At 45.7% G+C, this 13,207-nt stretch carries 15 protein-coding genes; 7 read left to right on the top strand and 8 right to left on the bottom strand.

The features are described from left to right. Nucleotides 1-72: 72 nt before the first annotated feature. Entirely contained in the window at nucleotides 73-702 is a 630-nt protein-coding gene (locus tag H6G03_RS17610) for a YdcF family protein (RefSeq protein WP_190465927.1), read from the bottom strand. A gap of 314 nt (nucleotides 703-1,016) precedes the next feature. On the opposite strand from H6G03_RS17610, the gene H6G03_RS39525 reads away from it, so the two are divergent. Further along, nucleotides 1,017-1,478: an HNH endonuclease gene (locus H6G03_RS39525; protein ID WP_190465925.1), complete on the top strand. Its 462-nt coding sequence runs from the start codon at nucleotides 1,017-1,019 to the stop codon at nucleotides 1,476-1,478. Between the two features lie 127 nt (nucleotides 1,479-1,605). Here H6G03_RS39525 and H6G03_RS17600 read toward each other — a convergent pair whose 3' ends face one another. Beyond that, the gene (locus H6G03_RS17600; RefSeq protein ID WP_190465923.1) at nucleotides 1,606-2,733 is read right to left on the bottom strand and encodes a tocopherol cyclase family protein; all 1,128 of its coding nucleotides are present in this window, start codon (nucleotides 2,731-2,733) and stop codon (nucleotides 1,606-1,608) included. A 226-nt stretch (nucleotides 2,734-2,959) separates the two neighbouring features. On the opposite strand from H6G03_RS17600, the gene H6G03_RS39520 reads away from it, so the two are divergent. Further along, on the top strand, nucleotides 2,960-3,055 hold the full coding sequence (locus H6G03_RS39520; RefSeq protein ID WP_407650747.1) for a 4-Cys prefix domain-containing protein: 96 nt from the start codon (nucleotides 2,960-2,962) through the stop codon (nucleotides 3,053-3,055). Between the two features lie 207 nt (nucleotides 3,056-3,262). Here the strand turns inward: H6G03_RS39520 and H6G03_RS17595 are convergent, their stop codons facing one another. Beyond that, entirely contained in the window at nucleotides 3,263-3,613 is a 351-nt protein-coding gene (locus H6G03_RS17595; RefSeq protein ID WP_190465921.1) for a transposase, read from the bottom strand. A gap of 47 nt (nucleotides 3,614-3,660) precedes the next feature. Between H6G03_RS17595 and H6G03_RS17590 the strand changes: the two genes are divergently transcribed. After that, entirely contained in the window at nucleotides 3,661-3,801 is a 141-nt protein-coding gene (locus tag H6G03_RS17590) for a WD40 repeat domain-containing protein (protein WP_322111927.1), read from the top strand. Between the two features lie 64 nt (nucleotides 3,802-3,865). Here H6G03_RS17590 and gndA read toward each other — a convergent pair whose 3' ends face one another. Further along, nucleotides 3,866-5,371, bottom strand: coding sequence for an NADP-dependent phosphogluconate dehydrogenase (gene gndA, locus H6G03_RS17585; RefSeq protein WP_190465919.1), 1,506 nt, complete (start codon nucleotides 5,369-5,371; stop codon nucleotides 3,866-3,868). A 319-nt stretch (nucleotides 5,372-5,690) separates the two neighbouring features. Here gndA and H6G03_RS17580 point away from each other — a divergent pair, with 319 nt between their 5' ends. Further along, the gene (locus H6G03_RS17580; RefSeq protein ID WP_190465917.1) at nucleotides 5,691-6,641 is read left to right on the top strand and encodes a Ycf66 family protein; all 951 of its coding nucleotides are present in this window, start codon (nucleotides 5,691-5,693) and stop codon (nucleotides 6,639-6,641) included. A 181-nt stretch (nucleotides 6,642-6,822) separates the two neighbouring features. Here H6G03_RS17580 and H6G03_RS17575 read toward each other — a convergent pair whose 3' ends face one another. Together H6G03_RS17575 and H6G03_RS17570 are read right to left on the bottom strand one after the other, a co-directional pair. Beyond that, nucleotides 6,823-8,238 (bottom strand): adenylate/guanylate cyclase domain-containing protein, encoded by a 1,416-nt coding sequence (locus H6G03_RS17575; RefSeq protein WP_190465915.1) that lies wholly within the window; start codon nucleotides 8,236-8,238, stop codon nucleotides 6,823-6,825. A 175-nt stretch (nucleotides 8,239-8,413) separates the two neighbouring features. After that, entirely contained in the window at nucleotides 8,414-8,884 is a 471-nt protein-coding gene (locus H6G03_RS17570) for a hypothetical protein (protein ID WP_190465913.1), read from the bottom strand. 207 nt (nucleotides 8,885-9,091) lie between these two features. Between H6G03_RS17570 and H6G03_RS17565 the strand changes: the two genes are divergently transcribed. From H6G03_RS17565 to H6G03_RS17555, 3 genes are read left to right on the top strand one after another with little or no spacing between them, the layout of a single operon-like run. Continuing rightward, nucleotides 9,092-9,562 (top strand): GNAT family N-acetyltransferase, encoded by a 471-nt coding sequence (locus tag H6G03_RS17565; protein ID WP_190465912.1) that lies wholly within the window; start codon nucleotides 9,092-9,094, stop codon nucleotides 9,560-9,562. Nucleotides 9,563-9,603: 41 nt separating this feature from the next. Next, nucleotides 9,604-10,041: a hypothetical protein gene (locus H6G03_RS17560; protein ID WP_190465910.1), complete on the top strand. Its 438-nt coding sequence runs from the start codon at nucleotides 9,604-9,606 to the stop codon at nucleotides 10,039-10,041. Nucleotides 10,042-10,046: 5 nt separating this feature from the next. Next, nucleotides 10,047-10,613 (top strand): hypothetical protein, encoded by a 567-nt coding sequence (locus H6G03_RS17555; protein ID WP_190465908.1) that lies wholly within the window; start codon nucleotides 10,047-10,049, stop codon nucleotides 10,611-10,613. Nucleotides 10,614-10,684: 71 nt separating this feature from the next. Here H6G03_RS17555 and H6G03_RS17550 read toward each other — a convergent pair whose 3' ends face one another. Together H6G03_RS17550 and H6G03_RS17545 are read right to left on the bottom strand one after the other, a co-directional pair. Further along, nucleotides 10,685-11,263 carry a TIGR04376 family protein gene (locus H6G03_RS17550; RefSeq protein ID WP_190465906.1) on the bottom strand — a complete coding sequence of 193 codons (579 nt, stop codon included), beginning with the start codon at nucleotides 11,261-11,263 and terminating at the stop codon, nucleotides 10,685-10,687. Between the two features lie 77 nt (nucleotides 11,264-11,340). Beyond that, complete coding sequence (locus H6G03_RS17545; protein WP_190465904.1) at nucleotides 11,341-13,008, bottom strand: hypothetical protein; 1,668 nt, start codon at nucleotides 13,006-13,008, stop codon at nucleotides 11,341-11,343. Nucleotides 13,009-13,207 lie beyond the last annotated feature (199 nt).

Raw genomic sequence — 13,207 nt, 5'->3', positions numbered from 1 at the left:
TTAGGTGGGTGGGTAACTAAGGCAAAAAGCTAAAATCTAAAATTGTTTAATTGCTGAATTAATATGGTGACATTAGTGATGGGAAAAAAGTTTGCTGAAACTTGAACCAGTATTTCCAGTTGCTACCCAAAGAATTGCTCTCGCTCCATCGCGGATACTTTTTTCGATCGGTTCCGGTGTTTCACCAGATGGCACAGGTACTGGCTTGAAAACTATTCCCCGACTTCCCAAAACAATCTCAGCCACAACTTGAGCGCGGCGCATATGGTAATCGGAAGTAATCAAGTAGACGCTGTTGACACCACGAGCTTTTAACTCATCAACTAAAGTGGTGAAATTAGTAACCGTATCTACAGCTTGTTCGTCCAAATGCAAGCGATTTAAGTCAACACCGGCTTTGACAAAAACTTTTTTGACGTAATTATTGTAGCTACCTGGGCCACCAGAAGAAATCCAAATATGTAAATTTGGATGTTGACTGGCAAACTTTGCTGTAAACCTTTCTCGCTCCAATGCGGGAGTCGAACCACCTAACATTAAAACTGCCTGGGGTGGCTCTAGGCTTCTAACTTGTTTGTAGCCAAACCAAAGCACAATAGGAACCGTCAACGCTACCAAAAATCTACGCTTTGAGCGCGGTTTAGAAGGCGAGGTCTTCTTCAGTTTGTAACGTCGGTGACTGGGAGAAGTTCTTAAAACCATGCAGACAGTCAAGTGGCATTAATGATAAACAATAAGCTGAGGATTTTTGTCCTAGCCGTAGGTATGGCTCCCAGATTATCACCTTCAGCTTATTTTGAAATATTATTTTTAACTGCCATTTGATTTGTACGGGACTGATGGGACTTGAACCCATGACCTAGCGCTTCAGATTTGTGTGAGTTTCCCCACTCTCTGGACTATACCTTCACCATAGGCTGGCAGCCTTTAGGTGGTGGCCATCTAGTCTCTACACCTTCTTGAATCGAACTGTATAATGTTTTTTTATTTCGATTCAGGCTTGGCTCGGTATTCCCATGAAGTGTAAGCGTTGTGGTAAAGAGACAACCAATCCAGCTTTTTGCAGTCGGTCATGTGCTGCTGCCTTCAACAATAGGAAATATCCTAAAAGAAGTAAGCAACAAAAACACTGCAAACATTGTGGAATAAGCATCATAAGCGGTAGGAGTACCTGCGATGCTTGTAATCCTTTTTACGTTGATTGGTCGATTATTACTCTTCGAGATGTTAAAGGGAAGGCTCTGTACCAGCATTCGGCCAGAGTTCGTCAAGTTGCCAGATCTGTCTATCGTCAATCGGATAAAGCTAAGAAGTGTATCGTATGTGGATATGAAAGGTACTACGAAGTATGTCATAGAAAACCTATCAAGGATTTTCCGGACGATACGCCGATCTCCGTAATTAACGATATCGATAATCTGGTAGCGCTTTGCCCTAACCATCACTGGGAGTTTGATAATGGCCTTCTCACTCTTTAGGGTTCACCGAATTTGACCACATTCACTCGCAGAGTTTCCTCTAGGAGTGCCCGATATTTCAGGAGGCGCTCGCTCTATCCATCTGAGCTACAGCCCCAGGTACAAAAATATGATAGCAGAAGAAATATTAATTGGACTGCCAGGATTTATCCCAAGGGCTGCCACCTGTTTCCAATCCACAGAGAGAACTATTTGCTTTCAGGATGATTTTAGATTTGCCGTTGAGCCTTTCTCGCAGTTCCAGACTCAAATGACCCCGCATAGTGTCGCGACAGGCGAATTGCAATCCCTTTTCGGTAGGCGCACGCAGAGGTGTTCCGGGTAGGTCGGTGATGCCTGTTAACTCTACTTCATACTGGTTATTTTTAGCCTGCATTTGCCATCTACCCCAAGGTTGAATATCCCAGCTTACTTGTGAGTTCCAAGGCACGAATTCATAGAATTTGCCGCGATAGTGAATGCCTATCATCGCTACAGATTCCATCCACCACAGCACGCCACGCTTACCGCCGCCTGCGGTGAGGGCGAGGTCTGATTCGCCATCAAAATAATTGCAGTTTACCCAGAACCACTTTTGCGGAAAGGCACCACCCCAGTTTTTTTCGCTGTAAGCGGGTGCGTCTGTGAATTCGTAGAGTTTGCCATTCCATTCGATCGCACCTGTCGCCAGTCCGTGAGCCATCAATATTTGCCATCCAGGTTCAAATATCGGTAAAAAAGACAAAATTCCTGCTGTAGATTGCTGTTGTTCTCCTTTATTTCCCCAAGCATACACAGGCTTAATTTCATATTGCCAACGACAATACCCACCAGAACCGGGATCGCGAATCAAACCTTGATGCCAAGTAGCTGTTGCTTGATAACCTTCTCGAATGTGGCGATCGAATTCTGCTGGGTCGAGAAAGCGGGTTTCTTTGAAAAATGGGGTTTCTGAGTTGATTTTGCCCCAATGACCCAAACCCAGCGCATCCCGCCACGCCCAAAATTTGTTTGGATCTGGGAAAGTGCGACAAATGTATTCATCATCGGGGCCAAGAATTTGGGCTGCACCGCCACTGTAGAGTTTACCGCCGATGGGGTCTTCGATCGAATACATGAAGGCAAAAGTTTGGCCCTGCTGCGGTAACGTGACGCGATAGTACCAACCTTCAAAAAAACGGCGATCGCTACCGTCCCAATGATAGCCGCTGTGAGGCGTTTGGATAGTTTTAGACGTTGAGAAATCAGTTTTGAGTGGATTGAAGGAGTTTAGCATGGATTCAATTGAGCGACACCTTACCCAGTGTGAGGGCTTGCCATATTCAAGTTAGCAGTTAAGTGCGATCGCAGTAGGCCGAAAATATATTTGAGGAATACTTACCATCAGACGAGATCGGTTGATTCCATTTGCCTATAAGCCAGAGGAATGCCAAAATGTTGGCACTCACCTCAGACAAAACTTTAATCAATCTAAAATCTAAAACCTAAAATTTAAAAAGGTTATGAGCTATTGCCTCCATCCAAATTGCCAAAAACCTACCTGCAACTCAACTGAGACAATCTTTTGCCAATCTTGCGGAGCGAAATTGCTGTCTTAAAGCCATGATAAAAAACACACAAAATAGAGTAAACAGATATAAAATTAGACAAACAAATGATTTTATGCAAATTATTATACCCAGGGAAAAGCGGTGGCTAGGAATATTATTTTCAATAACTTGGATAACGATAATGTTATTTTTTGTAAAAATTTTGTTATTGAGTGTTCTTTTCCTTGTGGGAATTATTTTTATTTTTTTATTTATTTATTGAATCATCGGCTCAATAGATGCTAGTTTATGAGCAGGTAAATTATCCATTACTACTATCGCTCCTACCCATAATTGAGGACATAAAAATTTCTCAATAAATACGGCAAATGCCCACCCATATATTGAATCATTTATTGTCATCAATGCGAGTACTTTGTTAATACTAACTGCGCCAATAGCTGTCACTTTAGCGGCTCGATAAAATGGGTTTAGTTCGGTTAATCTTGTGCCTGGATATGAACGAGCATGAGTTCCGATCGAACCTATTAAAATGCCTGTTTCATCCAAAAACACGAGATTTTCTGGCTCGATCTGTTTGATTTTTTCCCAATACTCGGCTCTCAATTTTTGGACTCTTTCTGTCGCCGCTTGGCTACTGTACCAAGTTTTTTTTGCGATTTAATCCACATTTGCTGTTGGATAATTTGGTTGGGCACACAAAAGCTGTGAATGCGATCGCTATTAGCCCAGATGGTCAGTTACTTGTGAGTGGTAGCAGCGACAAATCAATTAAAATTTGGCGTTGTGATTGAAGCTTTCACATTGGTTTTATCAAAAATCCCGACAACAAGGGTGGGCATGGCCCACCCTACAACTTTATTCAGCCGAACCTACGGTAGTGCGTGCAGCCGTCTGTGGTTCTTGGGCTTGCAGAGGTCGAGGTGTGGAAGTTTGTACGGATTCTTCCGCAGCCTTAGTCCATTCCGTGTGGAAGAAGCCTGGTTTGTCAATGCGTTCGTAGGTATGGGCACCGAAGTAATCGCGTTGAGCTTGGGTGAGGTTTTGGGGCAAACGATCGCCGCGATAACTATCAAAATAATCCAACGAAGCGCTAAATGCCGGCACTGGAATTCCCAATTTTGCCGCCTGCGAGATCACTTCCCGCCACGCTTGCTGGCGATCCAAAATCGTTTGTTTAAACTCAGGAGCCAACAGCATATTAGGCAATTCTGGATTTTCGTTGAAAGCGTGTTTGATCTTATTCAAGAAACCAGCGCGAATGATACAGCCACCCTTCCAAATGCGAGAAATTTCGCTCAGGTTAAGATTATAAGAATAAGCTTTTGATGCCGAACTCAATAGAGCCATCCCCTGAGCGTAAGAGCAGATTTTCGAGCAGTAAAGAGCATCCCGAACTTGGTTGACAAAGGTTTTCGGATCTCCTTCATACTTTCCGGAAGGCCCAGTTAAAACCGAAGCAGCTGCTACCCGTTCTTTCTTATAAGAAGACATAATCCGAGCATTAACTGCCGCCGTAATTGTAGGAATGGCGACCCCCAATTCCAAAGCACTTTGCACAGTCCAGCGACCGGTGCCTTTTTGTCCAGCCGCATCGAGAATCACTTCAACCAGTGGCTGATTGGTATCCGGATCGATGTAGTTGAAAATATCTGCCGTAATCTCAATCAAAAACGAATTGAGTTCTTCAGTAGTATTCCATTCGGCAAAAACTTCATGCAGCTGCTTATGGTCTAGCCCCGCCGCATTCTTGAGTAGGTCGTATGCTTCCGCAATCAATTGCATATCGCCATACTCGATGCCGTTATGCACCATTTTGACATAGTGACCGGCACCAGCGGGGCCGATATAGGTCACGCAGGGGCCATCATCCACCTGCGCGGCAATTTTGGCGAAAATTGGTTCTAAGTATTCGTAAGAGCTTTTTGTACCTCCCGGCATCAGGCTGGGGCCATTGAGCGCTCCTTCTTCGCCACCGCTAACGCCCATACCGACAAAGCGGAAACCGGCTGGTTCTAATTCGCGGGTACGACGGGCGGTATCGTCAAACAAAGAGTTACCGCCATCGATGAGAATATCGCCCTCTTCCAAATAAGGTTTGAGCTGGTTAATCACGGCGTCTACAGGCCCACCTGCTTGCACCATGATTAAGATTCTACGGGGACGTTCTAGAGATTTTACAAAGTCCTCAATGGTATAAGCGGCTACGACATTTTTACCTTGAGCCCGTGTTGCCATGAAGGCATCAGTTTTCTCTTTTGTGCGATTGTAGACGGCGATCGGAAAACCGTTGCGTTCGACGTTCAGCGCCAGGTTTTCACCCATAACGGCTAAACCGATCACACCAAACTGTTGTAGTGCCATAAAACTTGTTACTTACTCGTCGTTTGGTTTAGTTCACCTTCAGGGTAGCCCGATCCCCCAATCTTGTCCTGGAAGAAGAAATTAAGACTTTTACGAAAGTCAAAAGTTAAAAGTCAAAAGTCAAAAAGGGGTTAGGGATTAGGGGATAGGGACTAGGGAGAGGGAAAAGAGAAAAAGATTTATTCCCCCGCTCCCCCGCTCTCCCGCTCTCCCGCTCCGTCTTTCCTCAGTTTCTTGGCAACAGAAAACTTGTGAATGTGCCCTACGAGGTAAAATGACCGAGTAGAAGTCGTTAGACACCGCAGGGGGGTTCGGCCATATGCTTACGTACATATTGGCACTAGCTGTCGGCCTTGGTAGCTTGGGTATTTACCTTGCCGCTTTCTTCTTGCCAGAAGTTCACCGCAAGAGCGATTTTTATTGGAGTGGAATCGGATTATTTTATGCCCTGATGTTATGGGTATGTGCCGGACGGATTACCGGCGGTGTCCTGATCGGGCAAATAGCTGGCGTTGCACTTTTAGGTTGGTTTGGTTGGCAAACCCTGACATTGCGGCGTCAACTGACTCCTGTCGATCGCCAAACAGAAATACCCAGTGGCGAAGTTGCCGCAGAAAAGGTTCTTTCCCAAGTAGATTCTCTCAAAGGCAACCTACAGTCGAAATTCTCAAATTTATCTGTTCCTCAAGGTGTTTCCCAGGTACCTCAAAGGATCGGCGAATTATTCGCGAGCGCGAAAAACCAAGTTCAGGCAAGGCTGTCGGCACCAAAGAAGCCGAAAGCTAAGCCAACTGCTGTAAAGACGCCGCCAACCGGTCGGACTGTCGCCCCAACAGGAGAAGTTCTGGGATCGCCAATTCCCTCACCTGAAGCGCTAGATGCGGACTCGGAAGTTGAAGCGATCGCTCCCGGAACTCCCACAGTAGAGACACCCCAAACAGATTGGCAAGCTTGGGTAACTACCTCAACACCGCCAGCGGAAACGCTGAAAACTTACCCGGAAGCTGTTTCCGCTGAATCATCGAATCGCATCGAAAACATCGCTCCGGAGATAGAAATAGCCCCACCAGCCGAATCGCTGGGTATAGGAGATCCTGGCGATCGAAAGTCATCGGAATCTGACATTTCTGCCACTACAGTGGATGTCCCATCCCAGCCTTCTCCAGCAGGTGATATACCGGAATTGAAGCGACCCCATCCACCTTCTCCGGAACTGGTCGAAGAAGCTACAGGGAACACGGAGAAGGAAGAGGGAGAGAGGAAGAATTAAAGGGGAGCTAAAAGTCAAAAGTCAAAAGTCAAAAGTCAAAAGGGGTTAGGTATTAGGGGATAGGGCGTCGGGAAAGTCTATTATTCAAAATTTCTCCTTTTTCCCTCTTCCCTCTTCCCTCTTCCCTCTTCCCTCTTCCCTCTTCCCTCTTCCCTCTTCCCTCTTCCCTAGCCCCTAGCCCCTAGCCCCTAGCCCCTAGCCTTCCTTTGAGCAAATAAGCGATCGCTTCTCCCCGACCCTTGACTTTTAACACACCCCGTTCTGCAAAGAGATACTTATCTCGTAATAGTTCGTAGGTTGTGGCTGTCACTTGAATTTCACCTGGAATTCCAAGGGATTCCATGCGGCTGGCAATGTTAACGGCGTCACCCCACAAATCGTAGGAAAATTTTTGCAAGCCGATGACGCCTGCTACTACTGGCCCGGTGTGAATGCCTATACGGATGCTGAAGGGTTCGCCTTTATTGGTTTGGAAACGAGCGATTTCTCGCTGCATATCGAGAGCCATTTCTGCTATGGCCCAGGCGTGGTCTAATCGGGGAGAAGGCAAACCGCCTACTACCATGTAAGCATCGCCGATGGTTTTGATTTTCTCTAAACCGTGGCGAGAAGCAAGGCGATCGAATGCGGAGAAAATTTCATTAAGTAAACTGACTAATTCTGTAGGAGAGGTACGCGCCGCCAACGCTGTAAAACCAACAATATCTGCAAATAGAATCGTGACTTCATCAAAGCGTTCGGCAATGCAGCCTTGTTGCTGTTTCAATTGTTCGGCGATCGATTCTGGCAAAATATTCAGTAATAAGCGCTCGGATTTTTCTGTTTCCACGCGCAGGATTGCTTCTGCTTGCTTGCGTTCGTTAATTTCCTGGCGAATGCGTCGATACATTTGATTGAATGCTTTCATCACTTCCCCTAACTCATCATCGCGCTTGACAGACAGAGAGTAAAAGTTAGGATTGGCTTTATCTTTGGCTGTTGCTTCACCCGCCGCGATTAAGTCGTCCCGCAGTCGCAAGATGGGTAAAATTACGGTTGCACCCAAAACTAACATTGTGACAGAAGTGACAAAAGCGGAGATCAATACAACTAAGCCAGCAATACGTGCAATATATGCAGATAATTCCTGCTTGACGGTGGTAGCATTGTGACGAGCGATTATGATATAATTAGTATCTAATTTTCCACCTGACCAAGCTACGTCGTAGCGATCGCCATTGCGGTTGCGTGCGCGAACTTCATCCTTACCTTTTAGGTCAGAAAATGTAATCTCTGGCGGCTCACCGCATATACCTATCAGTTGCCCATTGGGTTCGTAAATTGCCACTCCTAAAATCACGGAACCATGAGTAATTTTTTTGATTTTTTCTAGAAGTTTATTGTTGTCAACTTCTTGTGCCGTTAAGCGGGAAATTGAGGTGACAATTGCAGAAGAAACATCCTCTATTTGCCATAAAAGCTCGCTTTCCCGCATATAATAAGACGGAATTAAGATAATGACCTCGATTAAAATAATGCTGATAAACACCCAAAAGATGATGCGCTGAGATAAACGTGCTTTGAATGAGTTGAGTAACGCTGACAGCCAAGCTGACATCTAATTTCCTCGCGTAGCTGGTATAAACGTCTTGAGTGCCGTTATAGTTAATATGCTACCCTGCTGTAAATAATAAGAATCTGCTGAAAGCAGCACCAAGTATGGTAGATTTTGCGTATCTACCAAAAAAGTAAACTTTTATGATTTAAGTTAACCTGTTTTACAATTATAGAATTTACCGATATGGATTTCGATCGGCAGGAAAAATGCGATCGAACAAAGGTAAAAACTCCCGGAGTGACTGACCCCGTGCGTTTTTCATATCAGTATCTAGAGAACGCTCTATAGCTAAAGCGCCTGCTATTCCCTGTCCGGTTTTTTTTGATTCCGAAATAATTACTAAAGCTTGTGCGAGACGGCGTGCGGCTTCGTTGCGATCGCCTCTTGCCATTGCTCGATCGGCTAGTGCAAACGCCTGATTTTCATCCAATACTAAGGAAGGTCTTGCAATGATGCGAGCGGCAATAGCTTTTTCATAATTTGCTCGGTATGGCGTGCAAGTGCTAGCAGTGCAAATTTTTACCTGTTTGTTACCAGCTTTAATACCTGGTATTGCGATCGCATCTTCTGTTAAATTAATTACCGCTAGGGAAATCAGCAACGCAAATGTAATTTGATTCAGGCGGAATGTCCGTTGATTTTTCATAGATTATTTTGATGTTTATTTAGGTTATTATTGTGATTCGCCTTAGAAGGTCGATCGCAAGGCAAAAAAAATTGCCAACCCAGCACCCATATGCAAACGAGTCTTGTGCTTGCGCCTATGGTATGCTATTTTAGCCTAAGTAGTCAAATTTTGGCTATGTAGCTTATATAACCGAAACAATAATTAGCATTTACTCTTGATAAGATTATGGAAATAAGTTTTAAAATCGCTACAAACGCTGATATTAATCTGATTTTGACTATGATGGAGGAGTTTTATAAACTCGAACATATCCCATTTAATAATCAAATAGCAACTCGTTGTTTAGAAGAAATAGTTAGTGACGATCGACTGGCGAAGATATGGTTAATTTGTGCTGACGAAGAACCAGTCGGATATGTTGTCCTCACATTTGGCTACAGTATCGAATTTCACGGTCGCGATGCCTTAGTTGATGAATTATATATTCGAGAGAATTATCGCAGCCAAGGTATAGGCACGCAGACGCTAGAATTTGTAAAAACAGCTTGCCAATCTCTAGGGATTACCGCCGTGCATCTGGTGGTAGCTTATGAAAATAAAAAAGCGAAAAGCGTTTATCAAAAGATGGGTTTTGTCGAACACGATCGCTATATAATGACAAATTGGTTGGAAAAAATGGAGCAAAAATTATATTAATATATCCAGCTTATCCATCCATAAATTAAAGTCAAAGCCAAGTGTCACCAGAGTCTTCAAGTAAGTTTCCCACAGCATCCTTCTCCAATCAGCTACCCGATCGCTTAAATGCAGAACTCAGCTTAGCCGATCGCTTAGGTATCAAACCTCTTAAGGTAGCAGAACCAGGATTTGACGATACAATTAACGAAGGAACCATTAAATGGGCGGTGACGACAGAAAACCAACTATTAGTAATACCAAAATTTGTTGGTAGCCAAGAAATATCTCACACCGCCTTAACTCGCGGTCAGCCAGTTTTGGCAGCAGGTGAGGCGGAAATTGTTGGTAGCAATGGTGAATATTATCTTCTGGAAATTACTAATTACAGCGGTCATTTTATACCAACTCCAGATAGCCTAGAAATAGGAAGAGAAGCTTTTAGACGAAAAGGGATCGATCCAACGAATGCCGTAGTAAAATATTATGGAGGCAGCTAAAATTTATGACCCAATCCAAATCTGCAATCGAACTGAATCAAATACTGCAAGAGGATGCCGACTCGGTGCTAGCTTGGCTAAAAAGCATAGAATCAGGACATACTTCACCGCCAGAAGGATTTAACTGGTTGGGTTTAGCTGAGGCAGCAAGTTTTAATGCTATTGAGGGCGATCGCCACTATCCAAATAAACCTAGCATCAAATGGGCAGAAGTAGCAATCAAAGTATACGAGCAACTTGCAGAATCAGCAAATGCTGATGCTAGGGATTCTTTTATGAATTCGTCGATGATGTTGCGAGCTGCTACGATCGCAAAATACGGAGCGATTCCCAGTCATCCAGTTCTCGATCTCGACCAAATTCTGCGTTGGTTTAACGATAGCCTCAGAATGTCTGACTCGGAAGCTGCGACAAAGGCAGCTAATTGGAAAAAATGTCAGATTGAGGAAATTCGAGAGTTAAGACAAATCAAGAATCGCTTGCGCGTTATCTCAGTGTTAGCGGATACTGACAAGTTAATTTTGAATCCAGAAATCCATTCTTGGCTTTCCCTACAGCAGAAACTACCATAAAAGATCCAAAAAATTACAGTTAGAAAATAGGAATTCGCCAAAAGTGCGAGAACTCCCGCACCCATATCAACTTAACGTCCCATATTTCGCTTCATTTGCTCCAACTCATCCTGTGCTTCCCAGCGCTTAAATTGTTCGTCCAATGGATCTGCACCGCTAAAAGATTTTTGATGGGAACCGCTATCCCAACCGACAGTTTGGGATTTTTGCTCAGCTTTGGGGCTAGTACGGTTTGCCTGTGCTTGTGCCGCTTTAACACGAACTTCCTGTCGTCGCTGCTGGATACGACGCAGCAATTCCTGAGCCTGTTTAATCCGCTCTTTGAGACCTTGCATATGTCCCCAATGCTGATTGCCTTGGCGCAGCAAAGCGGCTTCCCGTTCTTGTGCGGGCTGAACTAAATCCCATCTGTTCGCAGCCTTCGCCTTTTCAATGCGGGCGTGCCATCGCTGAATTTCTTGTGCGGTGGCAAGAATCTCATCCTGCAACTTCTTTTCTTGAGTTTGCAGGTCGGCAATTAGGCGCAGCGCATCCTCCTCTTGTTCCCGCAGCTGTTCCTCCAGCGCTTGTAATTCCAAATGGGGATTGTTCCGCAGGAATTCTTCCAAGCGACTTTCCAAAAATCGGCTGAAATCTTCAAATACGCCCACAAAAAGAACTCACTAGGTAGGGGTTATTTCCATCTATGCTATCAACTCAAAATTAGAAATCAAATTTTGAATTTTCCTCAGAATTGCTGTCCGACAAAAACCGATCGAACTTCACCATTACGACGGATGACAGCTTCATTGTTTTTGACTTCCACCAAAGTCCAACCGTTAGAACCGATACTTTCGCCGATATGAACTCGACGGGAAGCACCATTAATTTCAAAAATCGCGGCAGATTTCTCACCCAAGACCAACAAACCCGTCAAAGTATGTTCGATCGCGGGTGTTGATGCAGAAGCTTGCCTAGTCTCCTGCCTGGAAGTTCGCTGAGGCGCTGGATTGGTTAATGTGGCTGTGGGAATGGGAGAAGCTAGCGCTGGTGCGGGTAGAGGGGAAGGGGCAACTGTCACAGATGGCGTCACTGTTGGCACTGCCGCAGCAGTGACTCTCGCAGATGGCGTTGCTGTTGGCACTGTCGTAGCGGTGACTCTCGCAGATGGGGTGGCTGTTGGCTGTGTCGTAGCGGTGACTCTCGCAGATGGCGTTGCTGTTGGTCGTGGTGTAGCTGCTACTGTTGCCGATGGAGTGGGTGTTGGGCGAATCGTTGTGGCTGCTACTGTGGGAGATGGTTTAGCTGTCGGTCGTGCCGTAGCGGCGACTGTGGGGGATGGTTGGGCTGTTGGCCGAACTGTGGCGGCAACTTTCGCAGATACAGTGGGAGTAGGACGGGAAGTAGCGGCGACTGTGGGTGATGAATTAGCGGTGGGGCGCGAAGTTGGGGTAGCTTTGGGACGCGCTATGGGTATCGATCGCAAGACAGCCACAACTGTGGGAGTAGCTTTTGCAGTTGGGCGAACCGTGGCGCGGGCTTTCGGAGAAGCCTTAGCAGTCGGACGGGAAGAGGCAGTAACTGTAGGAGATGGTTTGGCTGCGGCGGTAGCGGTGACGGTAACTGTAGGAGATGGTTTGGCTGCGGCGGTAGCGGTGACGGTAACTGTGGGAACAGGTCTAATCGCTGGTGGGGCTGGGGGATTGGCGTAAATTACCTGGGGTCGCGGATAAACTGGGATGTAGATTCGCTCTGGGCTGTTTTGGGGTCTGCCGGCGTTTTGAGGTAAATTGCCAGGAATGGGAACGGGCACTAGGGAATTGGCAGGTACTTGCGGTGCTGCTGGAACGGCGGCAACTTGTTGATTTTCTTCCGTTTGTTGTTCGATTAAGTCAAGGGATTGCTGCATATAATCGACAAACTGGGAATCTGCCTCCGACGGTAATTTTTTCGCTTCCGGTACTGAGGCTGAATTAATGCCTAATAGCCTATTGAACCTCCCTTGACCGGCTAACCACAAGAGCAGGGTGATTGCCAAAGAAGCTATTGCTGCCCCTAATAGCAGTTTATTGAGCGATCTGCCTCGATCTTGCGATCTTTGGGCTTCGCCATCGCTGTCCTCCGATGCTTCCACCTGACGCGACACCATTTCCGCTGGGATAACGATTTGGGGAATACTCATCTGCTGTAAGGAGACATATTCCGGTTCGGCAGTTTTGGCGGCAGGTTCTGTGCCGGTTTCCAGCATTCGGTCAACATCTGCGAATACATCGTCCATCAAGCGATCGGCAGATTTGTCCATTGACCAAGGCTGGACGGGTGTTTGCTCTTCCGAGGGCTTTAGGGCAATTCGTTTGGTGTTCGCATCTTCAGACATAGAGGCTCGCTTAATTGCTGCTGTTGGTAACTTTGACACTCCTCGACCTAAAGGTACGAGGATTCTTGGGCTGAATCTTGCCGCCACTAAGTAAACTTAGCTTTGGTCTTACAGTTTCATGTCTAGTCCGACTACACCTTTTACAGCAAGCACTCTGCAAGGACTACTCCCCAAGCGTGAATTTCCGTATGCCCTACGGTATTTAATTTCTATTTTCTCCCACCTATGCCATATTTTT

Origin of the sequence: Aerosakkonema funiforme FACHB-1375, from assembly GCF_014696265.1 — a bacterium.
Lineage (GTDB): Bacteria > Cyanobacteriota > Cyanobacteriia > Cyanobacteriales > Aerosakkonemataceae > Aerosakkonema > Aerosakkonema funiforme_A.
This window is presented reverse-complemented; position numbering and strand designations above follow the sequence as displayed.

Bases quoted from the DNA above. Each gene is read 5' to 3' on its own strand.
- H6G03_RS17610 (WP_190465927.1), bottom strand. From the start codon at position 702: ATGGTTTTAAGAACTTCTCCCAGTCACCGACGTTACAAACTGAAGAAG.
- H6G03_RS17565 (WP_190465912.1), top strand. From the start codon at position 9,092: ATGGAAATAAGTTTTAAAATCGCTACAAACGCTGATATTAATCTGATT.
- H6G03_RS17570 (WP_190465913.1), bottom strand. From the start codon at position 8,884: ATGAAAAATCAACGGACATTCCGCCTGAATCAAATTACATTTGCGTTG.
- H6G03_RS39520 (WP_407650747.1), top strand. From the start codon at position 2,960: ATGAGCTATTGCCTCCATCCAAATTGCCAAAAACCTACCTGCAACTCA.
- H6G03_RS17575 (WP_190465915.1), bottom strand. From the start codon at position 8,238: ATGTCAGCTTGGCTGTCAGCGTTACTCAACTCATTCAAAGCACGTTTA.
- H6G03_RS17580 (WP_190465917.1), top strand. From the start codon at position 5,691: ATGCTTACGTACATATTGGCACTAGCTGTCGGCCTTGGTAGCTTGGGT.
- H6G03_RS17600 (WP_190465923.1), bottom strand. From the start codon at position 2,733: ATGCTAAACTCCTTCAATCCACTCAAAACTGATTTCTCAACGTCTAAA.
- H6G03_RS39525 (WP_190465925.1), top strand. From the start codon at position 1,017: ATGAAGTGTAAGCGTTGTGGTAAAGAGACAACCAATCCAGCTTTTTGC.
- H6G03_RS17555 (WP_190465908.1), top strand. From the start codon at position 10,047: ATGACCCAATCCAAATCTGCAATCGAACTGAATCAAATACTGCAAGAG.
- gndA (WP_190465919.1), bottom strand. From the start codon at position 5,371: ATGGCACTACAACAGTTTGGTGTGATCGGTTTAGCCGTTATGGGTGAA.